Annotated in this window: 19 protein-coding genes; 16 read left to right on the top strand and 3 right to left on the bottom strand. The window is 73.7% G+C overall.

The window, feature by feature from the left end; all coding sequences use genetic code 11:
* Positions 1-7 precede the first annotated feature (7 nt).
* The 3 genes from IE177_RS16520 to IE177_RS16510 form a co-directional block, all read right to left on the bottom strand.
* Positions 8-979 (bottom strand): ParB/RepB/Spo0J family partition protein, encoded by a 972-nt coding sequence (locus IE177_RS16520; RefSeq protein WP_190016092.1) that lies wholly within the window; start codon positions 977-979, stop codon positions 8-10.
* A 48-nt stretch (positions 980-1,027) separates the two neighbouring features.
* Positions 1,028-1,270, bottom strand: a complete 243-nt coding sequence (locus IE177_RS16515; RefSeq protein WP_190016091.1) for a hypothetical protein — start codon at positions 1,268-1,270, stop codon at positions 1,028-1,030.
* A 169-nt stretch (positions 1,271-1,439) separates the two neighbouring features.
* Positions 1,440-1,739, bottom strand: coding sequence for a hypothetical protein (locus IE177_RS16510; RefSeq protein WP_190016090.1), 300 nt, complete (start codon positions 1,737-1,739; stop codon positions 1,440-1,442).
* Positions 1,740-1,967: 228 nt separating this feature from the next.
* On the opposite strand from IE177_RS16510, the gene IE177_RS16505 reads away from it, so the two are divergent.
* The 16 genes from IE177_RS16505 to gntA all read left to right on the top strand — a co-directional run bounded on the left by IE177_RS16505 (position 1,968) and on the right by gntA (position 25,111).
* Positions 1,968-2,891, top strand: a complete 924-nt coding sequence (locus IE177_RS16505; RefSeq protein ID WP_308431560.1) for a helix-turn-helix transcriptional regulator — start codon at positions 1,968-1,970, stop codon at positions 2,889-2,891.
* 244 nt (positions 2,892-3,135) lie between these two features.
* Positions 3,136-4,152 (top strand): 2,3-diaminopropionate biosynthesis protein SbnA, encoded by a 1,017-nt coding sequence (gene sbnA, locus IE177_RS16500; RefSeq protein WP_190016088.1) that lies wholly within the window; start codon positions 3,136-3,138, stop codon positions 4,150-4,152.
* A 40-nt stretch (positions 4,153-4,192) separates the two neighbouring features.
* Positions 4,193-5,188: a 2,3-diaminopropionate biosynthesis protein SbnB gene (gene sbnB, locus IE177_RS16495; protein WP_190016226.1), complete on the top strand. Its 996-nt coding sequence runs from the start codon at positions 4,193-4,195 to the stop codon at positions 5,186-5,188.
* A gap of 2 nt (positions 5,189-5,190) precedes the next feature.
* Positions 5,191-5,400: an MbtH family protein gene (locus IE177_RS16490; RefSeq protein WP_190016087.1), complete on the top strand. Its 210-nt coding sequence runs from the start codon at positions 5,191-5,193 to the stop codon at positions 5,398-5,400.
* Positions 5,397-6,161: a thioesterase II family protein gene (locus IE177_RS16485; RefSeq protein ID WP_190016086.1), complete on the top strand. Its 765-nt coding sequence runs from the start codon at positions 5,397-5,399 to the stop codon at positions 6,159-6,161. The genes IE177_RS16490 and IE177_RS16485 overlap by 4 nt, the downstream gene beginning before the upstream one ends.
* A 128-nt stretch (positions 6,162-6,289) precedes the next feature.
* Positions 6,290-11,212, top strand: coding sequence for a non-ribosomal peptide synthetase (locus IE177_RS16480; RefSeq protein ID WP_190016085.1), 4,923 nt, complete (start codon positions 6,290-6,292; stop codon positions 11,210-11,212).
* A gap of 32 nt (positions 11,213-11,244) precedes the next feature.
* Positions 11,245-12,504, top strand: coding sequence for an ATP-grasp domain-containing protein (locus IE177_RS16475; protein ID WP_190016084.1), 1,260 nt, complete (start codon positions 11,245-11,247; stop codon positions 12,502-12,504).
* Positions 12,504-13,514: an AurF N-oxygenase family protein gene (locus IE177_RS16470; protein ID WP_190016083.1), complete on the top strand. Its 1,011-nt coding sequence runs from the start codon at positions 12,504-12,506 to the stop codon at positions 13,512-13,514. Before IE177_RS16475 ends, IE177_RS16470 begins: the two co-directional genes overlap by 1 nt.
* Positions 13,515-13,522: 8 nt before the next feature.
* A complete protein-coding gene (locus IE177_RS16465; RefSeq protein WP_190016082.1) occupies positions 13,523-14,737 on the top strand; it encodes an MFS transporter in 1,215 nt (404 codons plus the stop codon).
* A complete protein-coding gene (locus IE177_RS16460; RefSeq protein WP_190016081.1) occupies positions 14,734-16,011 on the top strand; it encodes an ATP-grasp domain-containing protein in 1,278 nt (425 codons plus the stop codon). Before IE177_RS16465 ends, IE177_RS16460 begins: the two co-directional genes overlap by 4 nt.
* Before the next feature lie 66 nt (positions 16,012-16,077).
* On the top strand, positions 16,078-18,738 hold the full coding sequence (locus tag IE177_RS16455) for an aldehyde dehydrogenase family protein (RefSeq protein WP_190016080.1): 2,661 nt from the start codon (positions 16,078-16,080) through the stop codon (positions 18,736-18,738).
* Positions 18,735-20,471 carry a thiamine pyrophosphate-binding protein gene (locus tag IE177_RS16450; RefSeq protein ID WP_190016079.1) on the top strand — a complete coding sequence of 579 codons (1,737 nt, stop codon included), beginning with the start codon at positions 18,735-18,737 and terminating at the stop codon, positions 20,469-20,471. Before IE177_RS16455 ends, IE177_RS16450 begins: the two co-directional genes overlap by 4 nt.
* An 11-nt stretch (positions 20,472-20,482) precedes the next feature.
* Entirely contained in the window at positions 20,483-21,754 is a 1,272-nt protein-coding gene (fabF, locus tag IE177_RS16445) for a beta-ketoacyl-ACP synthase II (protein WP_190016078.1), read from the top strand.
* The gene (locus IE177_RS16440) at positions 21,744-23,105 is read left to right on the top strand and encodes a condensation domain-containing protein (protein ID WP_190016077.1); all 1,362 of its coding nucleotides are present in this window, start codon (positions 21,744-21,746) and stop codon (positions 23,103-23,105) included. The genes fabF and IE177_RS16440 overlap by 11 nt, the downstream gene beginning before the upstream one ends.
* A gap of 106 nt (positions 23,106-23,211) precedes the next feature.
* A complete protein-coding gene (fabI, locus tag IE177_RS16435) occupies positions 23,212-24,000 on the top strand; it encodes an enoyl-ACP reductase FabI (protein ID WP_190016225.1) in 789 nt (262 codons plus the stop codon).
* Entirely contained in the window at positions 23,990-25,111 is a 1,122-nt protein-coding gene (gene gntA, locus IE177_RS16430) for a guanitoxin biosynthesis heme-dependent pre-guanitoxin N-hydroxylase GntA (RefSeq protein ID WP_190016076.1), read from the top strand. The genes fabI and gntA overlap by 11 nt, the downstream gene beginning before the upstream one ends.
* The last annotated feature ends 87 nt before the right edge of the window (positions 25,112-25,198 follow it).

Here is a 25,198-nt window from a genome sequence, read left to right as displayed (position 1 = left end):
ATCCGGTCTACTGCAGTTCGTTGGCGAGCTTCTGCCAGCTCTGTGCATAGGCCTCGGCCAGGTGGGCCGCGGCGGCCTTGCAGTGCGGAGGCAGGCTGGCGGCGATGCCCTCGCGGTGCCGGGCGAGGGTGGCGCCGGCGTCCAGCAGCCGCAGGAAGGAGCGGCCGGTCTCGCTGAGGCGGAGCGCCGGGTCACGGCGCAGCCGGCTGTGGATCTCGCCCACGTCCGGTGCGGGTCCCGGCGTCTTGGGCGTGGTTCTGCGCCGGGGGCCGTCGCCGGGGCGCACGGGGTCGTCGCCGCGGGCCAGCCGGTCGCGGACGTCGGCGACGGTGGCCGGTGAGATACCGGCTTCCCGGGCGATCCGGCGCAGTGAGGCCGTCGGATCCTCCCGGAGCAGGGCGGCGGCCAGGGCACGGCCGTGGGAGGCGTCCACGGGGCGGGCGCGACCGTCCCGGCCGACGCGCATGGTGCCGGGCACCGCCGGGCCGAGGACCCGGCGCCGGATCTGCGCCGTCTTGCCGGGGGACAGCCCGGCGACGGAGGCCACCGCCCGGTCCGACCAGGTGGGCCGGGCGGTGAGGACGCGTTCCGCGGCGGCGGTGCGTTCGGCCAGGGTGAGCGGCAGGCCGTGGGTGACGTTGAGGGCGACCGCCAACAACCTTGCGTCCTCCATGCTGCCGTCGTAGAAGCGGACGGCGATGGTGGCCGCGCCCCGCGACTGTGCCGCCCGCAGGCGGTGGACTCCGTCCACGACGGTCATGGACGGGCGGTGCGCGATCACCGGGGGCAGGGCGTCGCCGGCCTCCGCGAGGGTGCGGGTGTGGTCCGGGTCCTCCGCTCGGCTGCGGGGCGATCCGGTCACCCTCAGCGCCCCGACGGGGATCTCCTCCACCGGCAGGCGGAGCAGGTCGTCGCGCAGTGCGAGCAGGTGGTCGGCGTCGTTCCGGCAGGCCGGCACCGACATCGCGGTCTCGGACATCACAGTCTCCACACGGGACTCCCGGGCGCCCTTGTCACCCACGCTCCCCTACTGCCAGCCCGCGTCGGTGCGGGCCGCCGTCGGGGTCGCCTTCTGCCAGCCCGCGTCGGTGCGGGCCGCCGTCGGGGTCGCCTTCTGCCAGCCCGCGTCGGCGAGGACGACCGTGGGGGTCGCCTTCTGCCAGCCCGCGTCCCCCGCCTGCTCGGCCGTCCGGTCCTGCGGGTGCGCCGCGCCCGTCACGATCGCCAGCACCGCCGCGACCGCCACCCCGAAACCAGCAACTCGACGCATCTGTCCGTCTCCCCTTCGACTCTTCCGCGTGATACCCGTCGGCGTCGATCCGGTCCGTGATCACTCCGACACAGGGAATTCCACCCGGGACGGGGCACGGAGAAAAGGGGTTTCCCAGGGGGCAGAGCGGACATGTCCGCTGGCGGACACATCGGAGTCGCGATGCAGGTCAGCAGCTGTGTGTCCGGTCCGGCGGGGTCAGGGCCAGGCGGGTGCCGAGCACCGGCCAGCCACCCAGCTCGGGGCGGGCGGCGACCGCCCGCCACCACACCAGGCGGGCCGTCGTCTGGGCCTGCTCCGGCCCCTCGGCCGACAGGAAGAGACCCAGGGCGGGCTCGTCCCCGGCGTGCACGGTGGCGTGCCGCAGGAACGCCGCGTCCGGGGCGGCGCCGGCGACGACGGACGCGGTGTCCTCGGGCAGCCGCAGACCGGCCGGATGCGGTCCCAGATGAAGGTGGACCAGGTACATCGGTGACAACTCCAGTGCGGGGCAGGCCCGTTGTGGCCTGCGAAGACGGGGGGCGATCTCCGTCACAGCTCCGGCCCGCTCACTCGTGTAATCTCAGGAGCGTTTTTTTCGCATGCGGGCCTGCACCGACGAGGTGTCTGGGGGGAGATCGCATTGCTTTCTGGACTCGGGATAGATCCGACTTCGGAAGCCGTGTATCGGACGATGCTGGCGCGGCCGGAGGGAGACGTGGCCGCCTGGGCGGAGGATCTCGGTCTGCCGGCGGGCGAGGTGCGCGCGGCACTGGACCGGCTGAGCGGGCTGGCACTGATCAGGCCGTCGTCGGAGAACCAGTCGGGTCTACGCGCGGTGAACCCTTTGCTCGGCCTGGAGGCCCTCCTCGCCCAGCAGCAGGCCGAGTTGGCGGCCCACCGCCAGCGCGTGGAGGCGAGTCGCGCGATGGTCGCCGAGACCATCGCCCAGTTCGCGCAGCAGTACGCTCCCGGTGCCGGTTCCGGGTTCCACTTCCTGTCGGGTGTGGAGGCGATCAGGGAGCACCTGGAGATCCTCACCAAGGAGGTCCGGGAGGAATTCCTGACGTTCGCCCCCGGAGGTCCGCAGACCCCCGAGAACATGGCCTCCTCGCGCCCGCTCAATCTCCGCCTGCTCGATCGCGGCGTCCGGATGCGTACCGTCTATCTGGACAGCATCCGCCGCGACGCGCCGACCGTCGCCCATGCCGAATGGCTCTCCGCTCACGGCGCCCAGGTCCGCACCACCCCCACCCTTCCCAATCGCCTCATCCTCATCGACCGTCGTACGGCGCTCATCGCGGCCGACAGCAAGAACACCGGGGCCGGCGCGGTCGTCGTGGACAACCCGGGCACGATCGCCCTGCTGCACGCGCTGTTCGAGACGGTGTGGCAGTCCGCACGGCCCATGGGCGCCTCTCCGGAGCGCAGCCCCGGGAAACTCACCGCGCACCAGGCTGAGGTGCTTCGGCTGATGGCGCAAGGGCTCACCGACGAAGCGATCGCGCATCAGCTCGGGGTGTCCGACCGCACGGTGCGCCGCACCATGGCGTCCCTGCTGAGCCTGCTGGACGCGCGCAGCCGCTTCCAGGCGGGCGTGCAGGCCGTACGGCGCAACTACCTGCCCGACGCCCCGGACTGACCGGACGGCACCCTGGGACCGACCGGACGGCACATCGGACCGACCGGACGACACCCCGGTCCGACCGGACGGCGGCCCGGTGCCACGGGCGCCCGCCACCCCGTCCGGCTGTCCGGCCGTCCGACTGTCCGCCGTGCGCGGTCGAACAGCCCGCCGCACGGCGCCCGAGCGGCCCACGCCGACCGTGCGCGCCGCTTGAGTCGCGCTTGAGCCGGTCTTGGAAACCGCGTGCCACAGTCCCGGCATGCTTCAAAGGCGTGCTGATCAAACCCTGATCGACCGGATAGGACGGGTCCGCTCCGGTCTCGCGGGGACCCCGCTGATGCCGTTGGCGGACGACGAACTCGACCTCCTCGCCAAGCTGGAGTTCTGCAATCCGACGGGCAGTTCCAAGGACCGTTCGGCGCTGTGGATCCTGGACCGGGCGATCCACCGCGGCGAGATCACCCGGGACACCACGGTGGTCGAGTCGTCGTCCGGCAACTTCGCGCTGGCGCTGGCCTTCTACTGCCGCATGCTGGGCATTCCCTTCGTGCCGGTGATCGACCCGAACTGCAGCGAGGCGACCGAGGCCCAGCTGCGGCTGCTGTGCCGGCGTGTGGAGAAGGTCTCCACGCACGACGCGGCGGGCGGATACCTGCGCACCCGGCTGGCCCGGGTGCAGGACCTGCTGGTGGAACTCGGCAACGCCTACTGGCCCAACCAGTACGCCAACCCGGACGCCCGTGACGCGCACTACCGCTTCACGGCGGCGGAGCTGATCGCGGAAGCCGGCCCCATAGACCACCTGTTCGTCGGGGTGGGGACGGGCGGCACCATCGCCGGCGTCTCCCGCCGGATCAAGGAGGCCTTCCCGGCCTGCGTCGTGGTGGCCGTCGACACCGAGGGATCGGTGATCTTCGGCGGTCCGCCGAAGAAGCGGCGCATCCCCGGCATCGGCTCCAGCATCGTGCCCCCGCTGTGCGAGCAGGCGGTGATCGACGAGGTCGAGATCGTCCCCGAGGCGCGCGCGGTCGAGGGCTGCCGCGCCCTGGTCGAGCGGTACGGCCTCTACGCGGGCGGTTCCACCGGCAGCATCTACGCCGCCATCCGCAGCTACTTCGCCCGCAACCGCCCCGGCACGCGCCGCCCCAGGGTGGCCTTCATCGCCCCGGACCGGGGTCACGCCTACGCCAAGACCGTCTACAACGCCGACTGGTGCCGCCAGCTGCTCACGGAAGAGGACCTGGTCCCGCCCGTGCCCGTGCTGGCCGTCAACTGAAGGAGAACGATCTTCCGTGCCCACCCTGACCCCGCCGCCCATGACGGTGATCGACGCGGGTGACATCGCCGCCCAGATCGAGGGCCACCGCCCCGAGATCGTGGAGACCGTCCGCGCGGCCTACCTGGCGCACGACGCCGGGCAGAGCGCCAACCCGCACAGCTCCTTCCTGCGCTTCCCGCACAACGACCGTGCCCGCATCATCTCGCTGCCCGCCTACCTCGGCGGCGAGTTCGAGGTCGCCGGCAACAAGTGGATCGCGAGCTTCCCGGAGAACACCCGGCACGGCATCCCCCGCGCCTCGGCCACGCTGATCCTCAACGACTGCGCGACCGGCTTCCCGTTCGCCTGCATGGAGTCGTCCGTCATCTCCGCGACCCGCACCGCCGCCTCGGCGGTGCTGGGCGCCGAGGCCCTCGTCGGCGAGCGCCGCGCCCGCCGGGTCGGCATCGTCGGCACCGGTCTGATCGCCCAGCACGTCTGGGCCTTCCTGCGCGACCTCGAATGGGAGATCGGCGGTTTCCGCCTGTTCGACCTCGACCAGGACGCCGCGAAGCGGTTCGGTGCCGTCCTGGAGGAGCACACCGAGGCCGAGGTCGTCGTCGCCGACCGGGTCGAGGACGCGTTCACCGACTGCGACCTGGTCGTCGTCACCACGGTGGCCGGCGAACCCCACCTGCACGACACCCGGCTGCTCGCCCACAACCCGGTGGTGCTGCACCTGTCCCTGCGCGACCTCGCCCCCGAGCTGATCCTCGCCGCGCAGAACTTCACCGACGACGTCGACCACGCCGTGCGCGAGCGCACCTCGCTGCACCTGACCGAACAGCGCACCGGAAACCGGGACTTCGTCGACGGCACCCTCGGTGACCTGCTGCGCAACAGGCTGCGCCGGCACCCCGGCCGCCCCGCCGTCTTCTCCCCCTTCGGCCTCGGCGTGCTGGACCTCGCCGTCGGCAAGTGGGTGCACGACCGGGTCGTCGCGGCGGGCCGCGGCCACCGGCGGTCCGGCTTCTTCGACGGTGTGGGGGTGTGAGCGTGAGCGCCAGCGACACACAGGAGACCTACCGCGTGGTCGTCAACCACGAGGAGCAGTACTCGATCTGGTTCGCCGACCGCGAGCTGCCCGCCGGCTGGCGGCCCGCCGGCGCCGAGGGCACCCGCCAGGAGTGCCTGGACCACATCGAGCGGGTCTGGACCGACCTGACCCCGCTGTCCGTCCGCCGGGAGAGGGCGTCGGCGCGATGACCGTCCCGGCCACCCCCGCACCCGATGCCGGCCTCGCCCGGCTGTGGCTGCGCGGCCTCGGCAGCCGGAGGGACACCGCGCACCGGCGGCTGTTCGTCTTCCCGCACGCCGGCGCCGGTGCCGGCGCCTACCGGCTGGCCGAGCACGTCCCGGACACCGTCGAGGTGTGCACGGTGCAGCTGCCGGGACGGGAGGACCGGTTCGGCGAGGACGCGCTGACCTCCACGGACGCGGTCGTGACCGCGCTGGCCCCGCTGATCGCCGGCCGCACCGAGCTGCCGTACGCGTTCTTCGGGCACAGCATGGGCGCCCTGGTGGCGTTCGAGGTGGCCCGCGGGCTGCGGGACCGGGGCGCCGCGCTGCCCGGCCGGCTGTTCCTGTCCGCGATGCGCGCCCCGGGCGTGCCCGACCGGGAGCCGCTGCACCACCTGCCGGACGACGCCCTGCTCGCCCGCCTCGCGGCCGACGAACTCGCGGGCCTCGACCCCGAGCTGCAGGAGCTGCTGCTGCCCCTGATGCGCGCCGACCTGACCCTGTGCGAGACGTACGCGCACCGGGCCGCGGCGCCCCTGCCGTGTCCCTTCACCGTGCTGCACGGCACCGAGGACGACACCGTCGGCGAGGCGGACCTGGCCGGCTGGCGCGAGCACACCGCGGCCGGGTGCGACACGCACCGGTTCCCGGGCGGGCACCTCTACGTGCGCGACGCGCAACAGCAACTGGCTCGAACCATCACGCGCACCGCCCCCGCCTGGGCCTGAGCCCCGGCCGGGCGGCACCGCCCCCGCACGGGGCCGGCAGGCAGACATCCCCACGGGGGCCGGGCGGCACCGTCCCCGCGTGAGCGAGAAGCAGACGTCCCCGTGTGGGGCTGAGAAAGGATCAGTTCATGTCGACCACCCTGGTCGCCCTGTGGGAGCAGCGGGTCGCCTCGGCTCCCGACTCGGTCGCCGTCGTCGCGGGAACGCGACAGGCCACCTACGCCGAAGTGGACCGGCGCGCCACGGCGCTCGCCGCCGACCTCGCCGCACGCGGCATCGGCCCGGAGTCCCTGGTCGGCGTGTGCCTGGAGCGCTCGATCGACATGGTCGTGGCCCTCCTGGGCATCCTGAAGTCGGGCGCCGGGTACCTCCCGCTGGACCCGAGCTACCCCGCCGACCGGCTGCGGCACATGACCACCGACTCCGGTGCGGGCCTCATCGTGTGCGACGCCCGGCACCGGGAGCGGATCTCGTCCGCGGTGCCCGAGGCGGCCGGCCTGCTGCCCGTGGAGGACGTACCGGACGCGCCGGACGCGCCCTTCGCCTCGCCCGCGCGCCCGCACCACCTGGCGTACGTGATCTACACCTCCGGTTCCACCGGACTGCCCAAGGGCGTGGCCGTCGACCACGCGGCGATCACCTCCTTCCTGCACAGCGTCGCGGAACGCCCCGGCCTCGCCCCGGACGACAGGGTGCTGGCGCTGACCCCGCTGTCGTTCGACATCTCCACCCTGGAGCTGTTCCTGCCGCTGACGCTCGGCGCGACCGTCGTGATGGCGCCGCAGGCCGCCAACACCGACCCCGAGGTGCTGGCCGCCGCCGTCGAGGAGGGCCGGGTCACGGTCGTCCAGGCGACGCCGACCACCTGGCGGATGCTGGTGGCCTCCGGCTGGCGGGCCGGCCGCGGCCGGACGCTGCTGTCCGGCGGTGAGCCCCTGGACGCGCGGCTCGCCCGCGACCTGCTGGCCACCGGCGGCACCCTGTGGAACCTGTACGGCCCCACCGAGGCCACCGTGTGGGCCACGGCGGCCCGCGTCGACGAGGCGGACGAGCGCGTCACGGTCGGCACCGCCCTGTCCAACACCCGGCTGCACGTGGTCGACGAGCACGGCCGCGAGGTGGGTCCCGGTGTCACCGGCGAGCTGTGGATCGGCGGCCGCGGCGTGGCCCGCGGCTATCTGAACCGGCCCGCGCTGACCGCCGACCGCTTCGTGCCGGACGCCTTCGGCGACGGCTCCGGCCGGCTCTACCGCACCGGCGACCTGGCCCGGTGGACGCCCACCGGGGACCTGGAGCTGCTGGGCCGCAACGACCACCAGGTCAAGGTCCGCGGCCACCGCATCGAACTCGGCGAGATCGAGGCCTGCGTGCGCAGCCACCCGGAGGTCGCCGACGCCGTGGTGGTCGTCGACCGCGAGGCGACCGGCGGCGACCAGCTCGTGGCGTTCCTGGTGGCGGCCCCCGGCACACGTGGCACCGAGGACCTGCCGCGCCGGGTCCGCGACCACCTCGCCGGGCGGCTGCCCGCCCACATGGTCGCCCAGGGCTGGGCGGTCCTCGACGCGCTCCCGCGCACCCCGGCGGGCAAGGCCGACCGGGGCGCGGTCCTCGCGCTCGGCTACCGGCGGATCCGCGACACCGCCGCCGGGCACGCCGATGGCCCGCTGCCCCCGCACACCGACACGGTGCGTGCGGTCTGGGCGGAGGTCCTCGGGCTCGCGGAGGTGTCGCCGTACGACGACTTCTTCGCGCTCGGCGGCCAGTCGCTCGCCGCGGTGCGCGCGGTGACGCGGCTGCGCGAGGAACTCGGGCTGCCGCTCGGTGTCCAGGAGGTCTTCGCCCACCCGGCGCCCGCCTCGCTCGCGGCCGCGCTGGACGGCTTCGAGGGCGCCGAGGAGGAGCCGATCGGCCCTGCGACCCGGGCCGAGCTGTCCTTCGGCCAGGAGCGCATCTGGTTCTTCGAGCAGGTCAACGAGGGCGTCCCCGCCTACCACCTGCCGGTCGCGCTGTCCTTCCCCGGCGGCCGGGTCGAGACCTCCCGGCTGCAGCGGGCGCTGACCGCGCTGGTCGACCGCCACCAGGCGCTGCGCACCGCGCTGGTCGCCGCCGACGGCCGCGTCCGGCCGGAGCCGCACGCCGACGTGCCCGTCCCGGTGCGGTGCACCGAGGTGAGCGAGGAGGCGCTGGACGACCTGATCACCGAGCGGATCCGCGCACCCTTCGCCCTGGACCGGGCGCCCCTGCTGCGCGCGGACGTGCTGCGCACCCCCCGGCGCGACGTCCTCCTGCTGACCATCCATCACATCGCCTGCGACGGGACGTCGGTGGACCTGCTGGTGCGGGAACTCGGCGACCTGTACACGGGCAGGCCGCTCGCGGCGGCGCCCGACGTCTCGTACGCCGACTTCGCCCAGTGGGAGCGGGAGCGGATCGGCGGCGCGGAACTGGAGCGGCTGCTCGCCCACTGGCGGAAGCGGCTGGCCGGGGTGCCCGCGCTGGAACTGCCCACCAGCCGGCCCCGCCCGGCCGTCGCCGGCCACCGGGGGCGGCGCACGTTCCTGCGGGTCCCGGCCGGCCTCGCCGGACGGCTCAGGGCCCTGTGCCGGGCCGAGGGCGTCACCCTGTTCATGGGGCTGATGGCACCGCTGCAGGTGCTGCTCGGCCGGTACGCCGACGAGACCGACGTGGCCGTCGGCACCCTGCTCGGCGGGCGGCCGCGGCCGGAGACGGCCGGCGTGTGCGGCTACTTCGTCAACACCGCCGTGCTGCGCACCGACCTGTCCGGCGACCCGACCTGGACCGACCTCCTCGGCCGTGTCCGGGAAGTGGCCCGGGACGCCTACGCCCACCAGGAGCTGCCGTTCGAGAAGCTGGTGGCCGAGCTGTGCCCGGAGCGCGACCTGAGCCGCAACCCCCTGTTCCAGGTGCTGTTCGCCCTGCACGAGGAGCCCCCGGCGGGCGTGCTCACCGAGGTGTACGACCGCAAGGAGCTGGAGGGCCGCCTCGGCACCGCCCGATTCGACCTGGCGTTCGACGTCACCGACCACGCGGTGGGCGACGGCGGCCTCAGCATCTCCGTCGAGTACGCCACCGACCTGTTCGACGAGGACTTCGCCGAGGGACTCGGCCGGCACTTCGTCCGGGTGATCGAGCAGATGGTCGCCGACGCGGACGCCCGCCTGTCGGAGCTGCAGGTCCTGTCGGCGGCCGAGCTGCGCGCCCTGTCCGCCGGAGACCTCGCCGAACCGCTGCCCGAGCCGAGCACCCTGGTGCGGCTGTGGGAGCGGCAGGTGCGTGAGACCCCGGACCAGGTGTGCGTGGTGGGCGACGGCGCCACCCTGACCTACGCCGAGACCGACCGCCGGGCCGCCGCGCTGGCCCGCACGCTGCGCGCCGCGGGGGTCGGCCCCGAACAGCTGGTCGGGGTCTGCCTGGAGCGCTCGGTGGAGCTGGTCGTCGCCCTGCTGGGCGTGCTGAAGGCGGGCGGCGCCTACGTGCCGCTCGACCCCGGTTACCCGGCCGACCGCCTGCGGTACCTGCTCGAGGACTCCGGCGTCCGCCTGGTGGTGGCCGACCCCGCACACCCGTCGGCGGCGCTGTTCGACGGCGCGGCGCGGGTCGTGCCGGTCGCGCGGGAGGCCGGGGGTACCGAGGAGCCGGCCGGGCCGCACCCCGTCGAGGAGGCACAACCGCACCATCTCGCCTACGTCATCTACACCTCGGGTTCGACCGGCAAGCCGAAGGGCGTGGCCATCACCCACGCCAACATCACCGGCTTCCTGGCCTGGAACCAGCGGCTGTGCGGACTGACCGGCGACGACCGGGCGCTGCTGAACCACTCGGTGGCCTTCGACAACTCGGTGTGGGAGATCTTCCAGTGCCTGGTCTCCGGCGCCCAGCTGCACCTGGCGGGCCCCACCGCGGCCTACGACCCGGAGGCGTTCCTGCGGGAGGTGGCCGAGCGCGGCATCACCACGCTGAACGCCACCCCGTCGCAGCTGCGCATCCTGCTGGAGTCCGGCGCGGACTGCGCGGCCCGGCTCGCCTCCGTGCGGCTGGTGTTCACCGGCGCCGAGGCCGTCCCGCACGACGTGGCCCGGCGCATCATGGAGGTCACCCCCGACGGCTGCCGGATCTTCAACGAGTACGGGCCCACCGAGGCCACCGTGACCTCCGCGTTCTGCCCGATCACCGAGGACCTCCTCGACCGGCACGCGCACCGGCCGAGCGTCCCCTTCGGCCAGGCCACCGACAACGCCCGCCTCTACGTCCTGGACGCCCGGCTGCGTCCGGTGGTCCCGGGCTGCCGGGGCGAGCTGTACGTCGGCGGCGACGCGGTCGGCCGCGGCTACCTGGGCAAGCCGGCCCGCACGGCGCAGGCCTACCTGCCCGACCCGTTCGCGGAGGAGCCCGGCGCCCGGATGTACGCCACCGGCGACGTGGTGCGCCTGCTGCCCGACGGCAACCTGGTCTTCCTCGGCCGCAACGACCACCAGGTCAAGGTGCGCGGCTACCGCATCGAACTCGGCGAGATCGAGACGGCGCTGCGCGCCCACCCGGACATCGCGGACTGCGCGGTCGCGGTGCGCCGGACCGCCACCGGCGTGGAACAGCTCGCGGCCTACCTGATCCCCGGCGCACCGGGCCGGGAGCCCGACGCGGCCGGGCTGCGGACGCACCTCGCCCACCGGCTGCCGCCGTACATGCTGCCGCAGAGCTTCACCGCGATCGGGGAGATCCCGCTCACCCCGAACGGCAAGGTCGACCGGGACGCGCTGCCCGACCCCCGGCCGGCCGGCCCGGCCCCCGCGGCCCGGGAGCACGCCACCAAGGAGCAGACGCTGGTCGCCGAGGTGTGGGAGCAGTGCCTGGGCTACGAGGGCGGGTTCGGACCCGACGACAACTTCTTCGACGTCGGCGGCAACTCGCTGGCCGTCACCGCGGTCGCGGCCCGGCTGAGCGAACGGCTCGGCCGCCGCGTCTCCCCGGTCCTGGTCTTCCGCAACCCGACCCTCGCGGGCCTCGCCGGGGCGATCGAGGCGGCGGCGTGAACGCCGGCGCGAGCACACACAGAGAGGCGAACATGTCCAACCCCAGCGTCGTCCTGGTCGACGCGTACCCGTCCAGCTACGCACTCGCGCAGGCCTTCATGGACAGCGGCTGCGAGGTCGTACGCGTGCAGAGCACCGAGGAGGTGCCCCAGTGCTACCGGGGCGCCTTCGACACCAGCGCCTTCAGCGACGACATCGTCCACCGGGGCGTCCTGGCCGACACCGTCGCGGCCGTCGCCCGGCACGCGGCCGTCGCCGTGGTCGCCGCCGGGGAGTACGGCGTCGAGCTGGCCGACCAGCTCAGCGAGGCGCTCGGCGTGCCCACCAACGGCACCCGGCTCTCGCCCGCCCGCCGGAACAAGTACCTCATGACCGAGACCATCAGGGCGGCGGGACTGCGCGCCGCCCGGCAGCGGCTGGTCAGCACCGCGCAAGAGCTGATGGAGTTCCACCGCGAGACCGGCGGCCGGATCGTGGTCAAGCCGCTGCGCAGCGCCGCCAACGACGGCGTGAGCGTCTGCGACACCCCGGAGGACTCGGCGGCCGCGCTGAAGGCCATCCTCGAGGGCACCACCGTCTTCTCCGAGACGAACACCGCGGCCGTGGCCCAGGAGTACCTGGCCGGCGGCGAGTACGTGGTGGACACCGTCAGCCGGGACGGGCACCACCGTGTCACCGACGTCTGGAAGTACAGCAAGATGTCGGTGCCGGGAGTCCGCGACCGCATCACCGGCGGCCACCTGATCGCCCACGACGCCCCGGTCCGCGAGCGGCTGACCGCCTATGCCCGCCAGGTCCTCGACGCCCTCGGCATCCGGCACGGCCCCGCCCACCTGGAGATCATCCTCACCGCCGACGGGCCCTGCCTGGTCGAGGTCGGCGCCCGCATGGCCGGCGCGAACACCCCCTACTACGCCGAGCTCGGCGCCGGGGAGTCGCAGATCGGCTGGACCGTGGAGGCCTACCTCCACCCGGAGCGGTTCCTCGCCGCCCACCGGCGGCCCTACCGGCTCGAACGGCACGTCTCGGTGTGCTGGCCGACGGCCCCGGCCGCGGGCACGCTGCGCTCCTACCCGCTGCTCGACGTCGTCGAGGGCCTGGAGAGCTTCAACAACGTCGAGATGTTCGTCCGGCCCGGCGGCACCGTCGTGCGCACCGTCGACGACTCCACCAAGACCCTCGCGGTGGGCCTCGTCCACCCGTCCGCCGAAGTGGTGGAACGCGACTTCAACACCCTCACCTACCTGGACGGTCCCGGGTTCTACGACATCGAGCGAGCCGAAGAGTCCTGATGAACACCACCACTGACGTCACCCCCGCCGCGACCGGCCTGATCGAGATCCCCGGCTTCCCGCCGTACGACCCCACCGACCCCGTCGAGAACGCGGTCATCACCCGGCTGGCCGGCAACTGGCACCGGCGGGCCGCGGTCAAGCGCGCGGAGCCCGAACTCGCGGACCTCTTCGACACCGCGCGCCCGGACTACCCCGAGCGGATCGTGCCGTTCACCGGCCACCCCGTCTGGGAGGGCCTGCCTCCCGAGGTGCGCGGCTCGATGCTGAGCTGGTCCTGGCTCGCCTACAACCGCCACACCATCATGGCCGAACAGCGCATCGCCAACCCGGCGTTCGCCTACGTGATCGAGGGCGAGTTCCCGTCCCTGGGCGGGCCCGCGCTGGAGACCTCGCTGGCCCAGGCCATGGTCGACGAGCAGTACCACACGCTGATGCACCTCAACGCCAGCACCGTCACCCGGCAGCAGCGGGGCATCACCCTGCCGGACACGGTGCTGCCCGCCCCGCACATCGTGCGACGGCACGAGGAGATGCGGGCCGAGTGCACCGAGGAGTGGCAGCGCAAGCTCACCACACTGGCCTTCGCCACCGTCTCCGAGACGTCGATCAGCGCCTATCTGCACCTGCTGTCCGACGACCCGGACATCCAGCAGATCAACTCCACCACGGTGAAGCTGCACAACCGCGACGAGATCTGCCACTCCTCCATCACCGGCGAACTCGCCAAGACCGTCTACGACTTCCTCTCCAAGGAGCAGCGCCGGTTCTTCGTGGACACCATGCTCACCGGCCTGGAGGCGTTCGTCGCCAACGACTACCGCACCTGGCAGCACATCCTCGCCCTGCACGGCGTCACCGGCGCCGACCGGATGATCGCCGAGGTGCAGCAGGACGCGGGCCGCAAGAACCTGGTGCGCGACTTCAGCGGACTGCACGGTCTGCTGTCCGAGATGGACCTGCTCGGCCGGATCGACTGGCCCTGGGACGAAGCGGCCGAGAAGGCCTAGGAGACGACGTGTTCTCGACCTACCGAAAACTGTTCGCCGAACCCGGCATCCGGTCCCTGACCGTGATCGGGCTGCTGGCGAAGATGCCCGGGCTCGGCATCGCCTCGGTGCTCATCCTGCACATCGTGGGCAACCTGCACCGGGGCTTCGCGGCGGGCAGCGTCGCCGCCGCCTGCTGGACGGCGGGCGCCGGCCTCGGCGCCCCCCTGCAGGGCCGCGGACTGGACCACTACGGACTGCGCCGGGTCTTCGGCCTGCTGGTGACCGCCCAGGCCGTGTTCTGGAGCCTGGGCCACCTGCTGCCCTACCCCGCCCTGCTGGTCGCCGCCTTCTTCGGCGGCCTGACCACGCTGCCCGCCTTCACGGTGATCCGGCTGGCGCTGGCCGGCATGGTGACCGAGGACAACCGGCACACCGCCTACGCGGTCGACGCCATGACCACCGACATCGCCTACATGGTGGGCCCGACCGTCGGCATCCTGCTCGCCTCGACCGCCTCCCCGACGGTGGCGTTCCTGGTGATGGGCGGTCTGCAGCTGCTGGTCGGCGGGGCCTACCTGGTGCTCGACCCGCCGCTGCAGCGGGCCCTTCCCGCCGCGGGCGCCCCGAAGCCCGGGCTGCGGCACTGGCTGTCCGCCCGCATGATGTGCGCCCTCGGCGTCACCGTGGCCACCTCCATCGCGGTGGTCGGCTTCGAGGTCGCCGCCATCGGCACGCTTCAGCGGCACGGCCAGCTCGCCTGGAGCTGGCTGCTGCTGGTCCTGGCCGGCGTCGCGTCCGTGGCCGGCGGCTTCCTGTACGGCGGGATGAAGCGCCCGCCGTCGGTGTTCGCGGTCACGGCGGCGCTGGGCCTGCTGTGCATGCCGATCGGCCTGGCGACCCAGTGGTACTGGCTGTGCCTGCTGTCCGTCCCCGCCAACCTGTTCGTCGCCCCGGCCCTGTCGGCGAGCGCGGGCGCGGTCAGCGGCCTCGCGCCGGACGACAGCAAGGGCGTCGCGATGGGCACCTACGCCAGCGCCATCCTCGTCGGCAACGTGATCGGCTCGCCGATCGCCGGCACCGGCCTGGACCACGGCGGTCCCGGCACCGCGTTCGCCGTGTTCGGCGCCACCGCCGCCGCCGTCGCGGGGCTCGCCTTCCTCTGCGACACCCGGCTGCGCGCCCGCGACAAGACCATGGCCCCGGCGGCCCAGGAGCTGGAGAATTCGGGAGCGACCCAGTGAAGATCGCGATCGTCGACGGCTACTCGACCGGCAGCGTCCTGGCCCACAAGCTGGGCCTGCGGGGTGTGGACGTGGTCCACCTGCGCAGCCAGGAGACGGCGCCGAGCCGGCTGCTGCCCTCCTTCCGTCCCGACCTGTACAGCCACGACTTCGGATACTTCCCCGATCTCGCCGACGCCGTCCGCGCCCTGAAGGAGGCGGGCGTCGACCGGGTGGTGGCCGGCACCGAGTGCGGGGTGGTCCTCGCCGACACCCTCGCCCACGAACTGGGCCTGCCGGGCAACGCGTTCGACGGCGTCGAGGCCCGCCGGAACAAGTACGCGATGGCGCGGCGGCTCGCCGCCGCGGGCCTGGCCGCACCCGTCGGCTTCAGCACGACCGACCCGGAGACCGCCGTCGCCTGGTTCGCCGAGGCCGGCGGCCCGGTCGTGGTCAAGCCGGCCGCGAGCGCCGGCACGGACAACGTCCACATCTGCGCCTCCGCCGCCGAGGTGCGCTCCGCCGCCGCGGCCGTCATGGCGGGCCGGGACTACTTCGGCAACCCCAACCCCTCGGCCGTGGTGCAGAAGTACCTGGTCGGGACCGAGTACATCGTCAACACGGTCGCGGTGGACGGCGTGCAGAAGGTCTCCGACGTGTGGCTGTCCGCCAAGACGGCCGGCCCCGAGGGCGCTCCGCTGTACGACTACCAGCAGCCGCTGCCGCTGACCGCGCCGCATGTCGCCGGGCTGATCGAGTACGTGACCGCCGCGGTGACGGCCCTCGGCATCACCGACGGCGCCGCGCACAGCGAGGTGATGCTCACCGCCGAGGGGCCGGTGCTCATCGAGACCGGGGCCCGCCTCATGGGCGCCATGCTGCCCGACGTCCTGGAGAAGCACTCCGGCACCTCCCACGTGGAACTGTTCGCCCTGGCCCTGACCGACCCGGCGGGCTTCCACGCCTTCCGGGACACCGACGTGCGCTGGACGAGGACCGTGCGCAACGTCTGGCTGATCAACGGCCGGACCGGCACCAGCGCCGGCTGGCACGACCGCTTCACGGCCCTGCCCTCCTTCGAGCGGCTGGTCACGGGCGTCCGCGCCGGCCTGCCCGTGCGCCGGACCGTCGACATGGCGACCTCCCCGGGCTTCGTCTCCCTCGTCGCCGGCAGCGAGACCGAGCTCGACCGCGACCTCGCGGCGATCCGGGCCCTGGAGGCCACCGGCTGCTACGTCGAGACCGCCGGTCCCCCGGCCGCGGCCGCGGCGGGGACCGAGCCGATTTCCGCTTGATTCCCGCTTGAGCGGCCCCTCCTAGCGTCGAGGCGACCCGGTTCGAAGATTGGATGTGTTTTTCTGGTGCTGATCAGCCGCAATGAAAGCAGTCGCTCCTGGCGCGAGGTCAGGGCCTCCTGCGCGAGCGTGATCCGCGAGCTCGAGTCCCGCGGGGTCGACGGCAGCCACCGCGTCCTGCTCTCGGCCGCGAACTCCACGGCCTCGGTGCTGACCACCCTGGCCCTGATGGAGATGGGCGTCTCGGTCGGCCTCGTCGACCGCGGGGTGACCCCGAACCAGTTCGCCCGGCTGGTGGAGGAGGCCGACGCCGACTTCTTCGTCTCCGACCACGAGGAGGAGGCCCCCGCCTTCGCCAGGCTCGACGCCCGCTGGATCCCGCTGCACGCGCTCGACACCGCGCCCGCCGCGGACGACACGCAGGCCGAGCTGTCCTTCGACCGCTGGGCCCGCCGTTCCGACGCCCTCATCGTGTGGACCTCCGGCAGCCTCGGCCGCCCCAAGGGCGTCGTCCGCTCCGGCAGTTCGGTGCTGGCCAACGTCTCCCGCACCCAGGACCGGATGCGCTACACCGAGACCGACGTGCTGCTGCCCCTGCTGCCGTTCACCCACCAGTACGGCCTGTCCATCCTGCTGCTGTGGTGGCAGGCCAAGGCGAGCCTGGTGCTGTTGCCCAGCCGGCGCACCGACCTCGCCCTGGAGGCGATCGTCGACCTCGGCGTCACGGTCGTCGACTCCGTCCCGGCCGTCTACGAGGGCATGCTGCGGCTGCTCGACCGCGGCCGCGTCTCCACCGCCCTGCTGGAATCGGTGCGCATGTGGTGCGTGGGCGGCGAGCCGCTCCAGGACGACCTGCAGCGCCGCTTCACCGAGCGGCTCGGCAGACCCCTGCTGGACGGCTACGGCAGCTCCGAGGCCGGCAACATCGCCCTGGCGGCACCCGACAACCCGCACCACTGCGGGCGTCCGCTCGGCGGCATCACGGTGACCGTCGTCGACGAGGAGGACCGCCCCGTACCGGCCGGCCAGGTCGGCGAGGTCATCGTGCACACGCCCGACCTGATGGTGGGCATGCTGGAGCCGGGCGGCCGGGTCCGGGAACACCAGCGCACCGTCCACCGCACCCAGGACCTGGGCTTCCTCGACGAGCACGGCAACCTGCGCGTCCTCGGCCGCAAGGCCGCCGTCCACCGCTTCGGCAACACCCTCTACCCCGACGCCATCACCGCCAAGGCCAGCGAGTGCGGCCGCCCGGTGCGGGTCGTCCCGGTGGAGGACGGCCGCTTCGGCACCGACCTGGTCTTCGTGGTCGCCGACCCCGAGGAACGGCCGGCCGCGCACTGGCGGCGCGCCTTCGCCGAGCTGGTCGCCGAGTACGAGCAGCCCAACAAGGTGCTCGTGGTCCCCGAGTTCCCCGAGCACACCAACGGCAAGGCCAACCTGACCGCGCTGCGCTACATGGCGCAGGCGGCGCTGCGCAGCGGCCGCGCCGAGGAGGAGAAGCAGGCCGCGAGCGCCGCCCGGCCCGCGGGTCCGGCGATTCCGTTCGCCGACCGGATCACGGTGCTGCAGGACGTCGCCCGGCTGCTCTCCGAGCGCCGCCCGGAGGTCCTGCGCATCCTCACCGAGGTCTCCAACCACCGCACCGCGGCAGACGAGATCGACGCCTCCATCGAGGCGCTGGAGGGCGCGGTCGCCGAGGTCTCCCGCTACAGCCCGCCCGCCGCGCGCCGCATCGGCGTGCTGATGCCGTCGAACATCCCGCTGTACGGCTACATCCTCTACGTCGTCATCCCCAGCCTGTACAGCCAGGAGATCGTCTTCCGGCCGTCCCGGATGATCGACGCCCAGACCCGGGCGCTGCACAAGCTCATCAGCACCGTGCACGACCTGCCGCTGGTGCTCGACGGCAGCGGCCAGCGCGAGTTCCTCGACAACGTCGGCAAGAAGTCGGACGTCCTGGTCTTCACCGGCTCGTACGAGAACGCCGAGATGATCCGTGAACAGCTGCCCGAGCAGACGGTGTTCTGCTTCTTCGGGCAGGGCATCAACCCGTACGTCGTCGGCGCGGACGCCGACCTGAACCGCGCGGTCGACGGTCTGGTCCGGGTGCGCATGCTCAACTCCGGGCAGGACTGCTTCGGCCCGGACGTGGTGTTCGTGCACACCTCCGTCAGCGCCCAGTTCTGCAACCTGCTGTCCCGCCGGGTCGAGGCCCTGCGCCTGGGCACCCCCGACGACGCCACCGCCGACTACAGCGCCATGTTCTACGACGAGGCGTTCGAGGCTACCCTGGACTACCTGCGCGGCAAGCGGGAGTTCGTGGCCGCGGGCGGCCGGATCGACTTCGTCGACCGCCATGTACGGCCGACCGTGCTGATCCACCCGACGGACACCCCGTTCCTGCCCCCGGAGATGTTCGCGCCGGTCTTCAACGTGGTGCCGTTCTCGTCCGAGGAGTGGCTGGACGAGGTGCTGCGCCACCCCTACTACGCGGAACGCGCCATGGCCGCCACCGTGTTCGGCTCCCTGCCGAAGACCGTCGAGGCCCTGCGCGAGCGGCACATGGTGAGCGTCGACCAGACGCTCATCGACATCGAGGACGGCAACAAGCCCTTCGGTGGCCGGGGCATCCGCGCCAACTACATCGCCGTCGGCCGCAAGCGGCACACCGAGCCGCTGCTGCTGTCGAAGGCCGTCGCCGACTACCTGCCGGGAAGGTCATGAGCAACACACCCGACACCAACGCCGAGACGTCGGCGGCCGCCGCCTGGGCCACCGCCGCCGCCGTCCTCGCCGCGTCCGGGACTCGGACCGTCTTCGGCCTGCCCGGTGACGACATGTACGCCCTGGAGGCCGCGCACCGGGCGGGCCTGCGCTTCGTCCTCTGCCGTGACCAGCGCAACGCCCTGTTCATGGCCACCGGCTGGGCCATCCAGTCCGGCGGGGTCGGCGTCGCCGTGGTCGGCAAGGGCCCCGCGGTCACCAACACCCTCACCGGCCTGCTGGAGGCCTCCGCGTCCGCCGCGCCCCTGCTGCTGCTCAGCGGCGGCACCGGGGCCCAGCACCGGGGCAGCGGCGCCTTCCAGGAACTGGACCAGCTCGCCGTAGTGGCGCCGCTGGTGAAGTACGCGGCACGGGTCGACCACCCCGACCGCCTGGTGCCCACCCTGCACCGCGCCCTGCTGGTCGCCCGTCACGAACGCGGCCCGGTCTACGTCGAACTGCCCGAGCACCTGCTCGCCGAGGCCGTCACCCCGGCCGGCGAGCCGGCCGCGCCGGCGGCGGCCGAGACGCCGCAGGAGGTCCTCGCACCCGCCGGTTCCGCCGCCCTGGACGCCCTGCGCACGGCCCGCCGGCCGATCCTGCTGGTCGGCGGCGGCATGCGGCACGCGAACGGCGGACGCGAGGTGGAACGCCTGGCCGAACGGACGGGCGCGGCGATCTTCTGCACGGCCTCCGGCCGGGGCACGGTCGACGAGGCCCACCCGCACTTCTGCGGCCTGGCCGGCCTCTACACGCCCGAGCAGGCGGCCCCGCTGTGGGAGGACACCGACTGCGTCGTCGCCCTCGGCAGCCGGCTGGAGGAGACGGCCACCTTCCAGTGGCCGGCCGGCCTCGGCCGCGAGGTCCCCGTGCTCCAGGTCAACCTGGTGGCCGCCGACTTCCAGACCCTGCTGCGGGGACCGAAGGTACTGGCCGACGCGGGCGCGGCCGTGCGGTCCTGGCTGACGGCGCTGCCCGCGGAGGACGCCGGCGGAGGCTGGGCGGCGCGGGTGCGCGCCGTGCACACCGCGATCCACTCCGACAGCCGCGCCCTGCTGGACGGGCTGGCCGGTTCCCCGGACCTGCACATCGCCGAGGTCCTGCGCGCGCTCGACGCCGAACTGCCCGCCGACCGGATCCTGGTGCAGGAGAACGGCCTGCAGGACATGTGGTCGTACAAGTACCCCCTCTACTCCTGCCACGCGGGCGCCGGCAGCGTCGTCCCGTCCGAGCAGACCAGCCTCGGCTTCGGCGCCGCCGCGGCACTCGGCGTGAAGCTCGCCGCACCCGGGCGGCCGGTGGTGGCCTTCGTCGGCGACGGCGCCTTCGCCATGGCCGCGGCCGACCTGCCCACCGCGGTCGCGCACGGCGGCGGCCTGCTCTACGTCGTGCTGCGCAACGGCGGCTACGGCTGGCTGCAGGTCCAGCTCGACCAGCGGCAGGAGCCGGTGGGCGACCACGCCTTCGTCGACCCGGAGGCCGTCACCGCCCCGGCCCCGCACCTTCCCGGGCTGCACCAGGTGACCGTGCGGGACAAGGCGTCCCTGGCCGGCGACGTGGCACTGGCCTGGGAGAAGGCCGCGGCCGGCGAGGTCGTCGTGCTCAACGTGCCGGTGCGGCTGACCGACGCGATGTTCGGCGCGGACGTCGCCGGCGGCGACTTCCCCGTGCTCGCGGCACCGGCCGGGAAGTGAGGGGAGCGCACATGCCCACGACACGCACGGCGGGCGGCCGCCGGGTGGTGATCACCGGCTGGGGAGCCGTCACCCCGCTCGGCCTCGGCGTCGACGAGACCTGGTCCGCGCTGGTCGCCGGCCGCAGCGGCATCGCACCGCTGACCGGCGTCGACACCACCGGACTCGGCACCACGTTCGGCGGCGAGGTGAAGGGCTTCGATCCCGCCCACCACCTCAAGCCCCAGCAGATCCGGCGCATGGACGCCTACGCCCAGTACGCCTACGCGGCCGCCGGCGAGGCCGTGCACCACGCCGGACTCGTGCTCGACGACGACAGCGGACCGCGCGCCGGCGTCGTGATCGGCAGCGGCTACGGCCCCATGGCCGCCCACGGCAGGCACTTCGCCACCCTGGAGGAGAGCGGCCCGCGCAGGGTCAGCCCCTTCGCCCAGATCACCGGGGCCATCGACAGCGCGGCCTGCGAGATCGGCTTCCGGTTCGGGGTGACGGGCCCGACCCGGGCCCTGAGCACGGCCTGCGCCTCCGGCGCCGACGCCATCGGCGAGGCCGCGCACTGGATCCGGCACGGCACGGTCGACGTGGCCCTCGCGGGCGGCGCCGAGCACATCCTGAACCGCCTCGACCTGGCCTCCAGCGGCAACGCCCGGGCGCTGTCCACCCGCAACGACGCCCCGGCCGAGGCATCGCGTCCCTTCGACACCGACCGGGACGGCTTCGTGATGAGCGCCGGCGCCGGGGTCCTGGTCCTGGAGTCCGCCGAGCACGCCCTCGCCCGCGGCGCCACGATCCTCGCCGAGGTCGCCGGATACGCGTCCACCTCGGACGCGCACCACTGGACCGCCCCGCACCCCGAGGGGCGCGGCGCCCGCGCCGCGATGGCCGGCGCCCTCGCCGACGCCGGCCTCACCCCCGGGGACGTCGGCTACATCAACGCGCACGGCACCTCCACCCAGGCCAACGACCGCACCGAGGTGGAGGCGATCCGGGCGGTCTTCGGCAGCCACGCCGAACACGTCCCGATCAGCTCCACCAAGTCCATGACCGGTCATCTGATCGGCGCCGCCGGTGCCGTCGAGGCCATCGCCGCGGGCCTGGCCATCCGCACCTCCGTGGTGCCGCCGACGATCAACTGCCACCGCCCGATCGACGACGCCCTGAACTTCGTCCCGCACCAGGCGCAGCGGCACCGGGTCGACGTGGCGATGAGCAACTCGTTCGGCTTCGGCGGCCACAACGCCGTACTCGTCCTGCGTGCCTGGGAGGCCGACCGTGAGCAGTGACGCCCCGAACCGCGACGGCACCTCGCTGCCCGCCTACGGCATGCCCGTGCGGGCGCTCGCCAACGGTGAGGTGGACGACGCCGGACACCTGCGCCGCAACCCCTCCGAACTGCCCTGGAACCTGTTCCGGGTCTCCGGTCCGCTCGACGTGGAACGGCTGGCCGCGGCCGTGGAGCAGGTCACCCTCGCCACCGACGTCCTGCACCTGCGGCTGCGGGCCACCGAGGACGGTCCCCGCCTGGAGCGGCGCGAGCCCGCCCCGCTGAAGCTGGAGACCGTCGACGTCCCGCGCACGGTGACGGACGGCCGGCTCTCCGCGGAGGCGGCCGCCGTCCTCGCCCCGGTCGTGTTCGACAAGCCCGACCTGCTCCACGAGCCGGCCGGGCGGGCCGTCCTGCTGCGCGCCACGCAGGAGGAAAAGAAGCAGGATCCGCTGCTGGCCTTCTCCTTCGACCACTCGGTACTGGACGGCTGGGCGCTCGGCCTGATCACCCGGGCCGTGGCCGGCGCGTACCGCGCCGGCGGCCACACCCCCCGCGGCCGGGGCTTCACCGGCTTCCTCGCGGACCTGCCCGAGGAGGCGGTCCGGGCGCGGAGCCTCGCCCGCTGGCAGGACCTGCTCGCCCCGTACCCGCTGCCCGGCCCGCCGCTCGACCTGCCCGGCAGCACCCCGACCGAGACCTTCCAGGACGACGGCCACTACGACGGCCCGCTGCCCGGGAGGCTGGCCACCGGCCTCACCGAGGCGGCCGCCCGGACCGGCCTGAGCCGCGCCGCCGTGCTGCTCGCCGCCACCTCCCTGGCGGCGGGTCTGTGGTCCGACGGCCCCCAGCCTCTGCTCAGCCTGCGCCACGGCCACGCCCGGCCGGAGGACGTGCTCGTCATCGGCCCCCTGGTGGAGCCCTGCGTGCTGCTGCCCCCGAACCCGGAACCGGCCACGGTCGGCGACTGGATCACCGCACACGCCCGCGTCAACGAGGCCCTGCCGCCGACGTACGGCCGCTCCATCCGCGAGGTCGCCCCGCTGGCCCCCCGCACCGTCGGGGTGAACATCCTCCCGCCGGCCCGCCCCCTCGTCCTCGGCCCGAAGACCAGGGCGACGACCGCGACCCGGGACTTCCTCGCCCCGCTGTGGCGGGGGGAGCGGACCGTCGGCCCGGCGACGGCGGCGATCTGGCTCAACTACTTCATGGACCGGCCGGACAGCGTCGAGGCCACGCTCGCCTACGACACCCGGGCCGTGCCCGACCCGTGGCCGCTGCTGGACGCGGTCACGGCGGTGGTCGAGGCCGCCGCCCACAAGCCGGACCTCACGACGGCGGCCCTGCGCACCCGCGTCCGGGCCTCCTGACACTCCCCGCCCACCGCACGAAAGGACGACCGAGGTGGACCCCTCGACCCCACTCCCGCCCCTTCCTGCCGCCGGGCCCGCCGGGCCCACGGCGGGCCCGGCGGGCCTGCTGGCGGGGAAAACCGTCCTGGTCACCGGGGTGCTCACCGACCGCTCCATCGCCTTCCACGTGGCCCGCGTGGCCCAGGAGCAGGGCGCCGAGGTCGTCCTGACCGGGTACGGCCGCCTCTCCCTGGTCGAACGGATCGCCCGGCGGCTGCCCCGCCCGGCCCCCGTCGTCGAGCTGGACGTCACCGACGACGACCACCTGGCCACCCTCGCGGACCGGGTCGGCGCGCACACCGGCCGGCTCGACGGCGTCCTGCACGCCGTGGCCTTCGCGCCGCCCGGAGCCCTGGGCGGTGGCTTCCTGCGCACCTCCCGGCGGGAGGCCACGACCGCCTTCGAGGTCTCCACCGTCTCCCTGCAGGCCCTCACGACCGCGCTGCTGCCGCTGCTGGGGCGGGGCTCGTCGGTGGTCGGCCTCGACTTCGACGCCCGTCAGGTGTGGGCCGGCTACGACTGGATGGGCGTCGCCAAGGCCGGCCTGGAGGCCTGCTCCCGCTACCTCGCCGCCTACCTCGGCGACCGCGGCATCCGCGTCAACCTCGTGGCCGCCGGCCCCCTGCGCACCCCGGCCGGCCACGCCACCTACGGCGAGGACGACGACCCCGGCCAGGCGGAGAAGGAGTGGGACCGCAGGGCTCCGCTGGGCTGGCACGCCGCCGACTTCGAGCCGGTGGGCAGGGCCTGCGTGGCCCTGCTGTCGGACTGGTTCCCGGCCACCACCGGCGACATCCTGCACGTCGACGGCGGCGCCCACGCGGTCGGGGACGGGGGATTCCGTGCCCGCTGACACGCTGCGCCCCCCGGCGGTGCGGCCCCCGGCCCCCGCCGTCCCGCCGGACGCTCCCCCGGTCGGGCCGGTGACGGTCACCGCCGAGCTGATCGCCGAGTTCGCCGACGCCACGGGGGACACCGACCCGGCCTACCGCGACCCGGCGGCGGCCCGTGCGCTCGGCCACCCCGACGTCATCGCACCGCCCACCTTCGCCGTCCGGCTGGCCGCACGGGCCGAACTGCCGGTCCTCGCCCGGTACCCGCTGGGCTACGACTACACGTCGGCCACCCACCTCTCCCAGGACTACCGCCACGTCCGCCCTATCCGCGCCGGGGACGTCCTCACGGCCCGCGGCCGCCTGGTCGACGCCCGCGAGGCGCTCGGCGGCGCCCTGGTCACCGTCGAGGTCACGGTCACCGACGGCGGCGGCTCCCCCGTCACGGTGTCCACCGCGCGGATCCTGTCCGGGCGGCCCGTGGCCGGCGAGGCGGCACGCGCCGCACTGGAGGAGTTCATCGGCCGGGACGACTTCGTCTGCCTGGGCGCCAAGGCGGCCCTGCGCCGGGACCGGATCACCCACCACCACTGCGGCGAGCCGGCGTCCGAAGAGGCCGTCCGCGCGAACCTGGGCGGGCTGCGCGCCTTCCTGGACTCCTTCGAGCCCGGCGCCCAGAGCTTCTCCTCGTTCGTCGCGACCTTCGACCGGCTGCCGGACACCTCGGAGGAGACCTTCGAGCGAACCGTCTGGCGCCACCTGCAGGCCCTGCACGACGAGGACAGCCGGCACCACGCCTGGACCGGGCTCTACGACCGCGACCCCGCCTCCCCCCGTTTCGCCTTCTCCCTCTTCGGCCACCCCTTCTTCGTGGTGGGCCTGCACCCCGGCGCCTCCCGGCCCAGCCGGCGTTTCGCCCTGCCCGCCCTGGTGTTCAACTCGCATCTGCAGTTCAACGCCCTGGGCCGCAATTTCTTCAGGATGCGCAAGAGGATCAGGCAACGCGACCACGACCTGCACGGCTCGGCCAATCCCAGCCTGCTGACCTACCGCGACGAGGCCCGCCACTACAGCGGCCGTATGACGGCCCCGGACTGGACCTGTCCCTTCACGGCGGGCCCGCCCGGCTGACACCGGGCACGAACACCGCCGAGGTCCCCGGCACTTCAGCGCGAAAAGACCCCCCTGACCACGTTCGTACAGGTCAGAGGGGTCTTC

The organism is Streptomyces lucensis JCM 4490, assembly GCF_014650035.1.
GTDB lineage: Bacteria > Actinomycetota > Actinomycetes > Streptomycetales > Streptomycetaceae > Streptomyces > Streptomyces lucensis.
Note: the sequence above shows the minus strand (reverse complement) of the source record. Positions and strands in the feature narration are given on the sequence as shown.

Coding starts and splice junctions, on each gene's coding strand:
- sbnB (WP_190016226.1), top strand. CDS start 4,193: ATGACGGTGATCGACGCGGGTGACATCGCCGCCCAGATCGAGGGCCAC.
- IE177_RS16520 (WP_190016092.1), bottom strand. CDS start 979: ATGTCCGAGACCGCGATGTCGGTGCCGGCCTGCCGGAACGACGCCGAC.
- IE177_RS16510 (WP_190016090.1), bottom strand. CDS start 1,739: ATGTACCTGGTCCACCTTCATCTGGGACCGCATCCGGCCGGTCTGCGG.
- IE177_RS16485 (WP_190016086.1), top strand. CDS start 5,397: ATGACCGTCCCGGCCACCCCCGCACCCGATGCCGGCCTCGCCCGGCTG.
- IE177_RS16475 (WP_190016084.1), top strand. CDS start 11,245: ATGTCCAACCCCAGCGTCGTCCTGGTCGACGCGTACCCGTCCAGCTAC.
- fabF (WP_190016078.1), top strand. CDS start 20,483: ATGCCCACGACACGCACGGCGGGCGGCCGCCGGGTGGTGATCACCGGC.
- sbnA (WP_190016088.1), top strand. CDS start 3,136: ATGCTTCAAAGGCGTGCTGATCAAACCCTGATCGACCGGATAGGACGG.
- IE177_RS16470 (WP_190016083.1), top strand. CDS start 12,504: ATGAACACCACCACTGACGTCACCCCCGCCGCGACCGGCCTGATCGAG.
- IE177_RS16450 (WP_190016079.1), top strand. CDS start 18,735: ATGAGCAACACACCCGACACCAACGCCGAGACGTCGGCGGCCGCCGCC.
- IE177_RS16480 (WP_190016085.1), top strand. CDS start 6,290: ATGTCGACCACCCTGGTCGCCCTGTGGGAGCAGCGGGTCGCCTCGGCT.
- IE177_RS16515 (WP_190016091.1), bottom strand. CDS start 1,270: ATGCGTCGAGTTGCTGGTTTCGGGGTGGCGGTCGCGGCGGTGCTGGCG.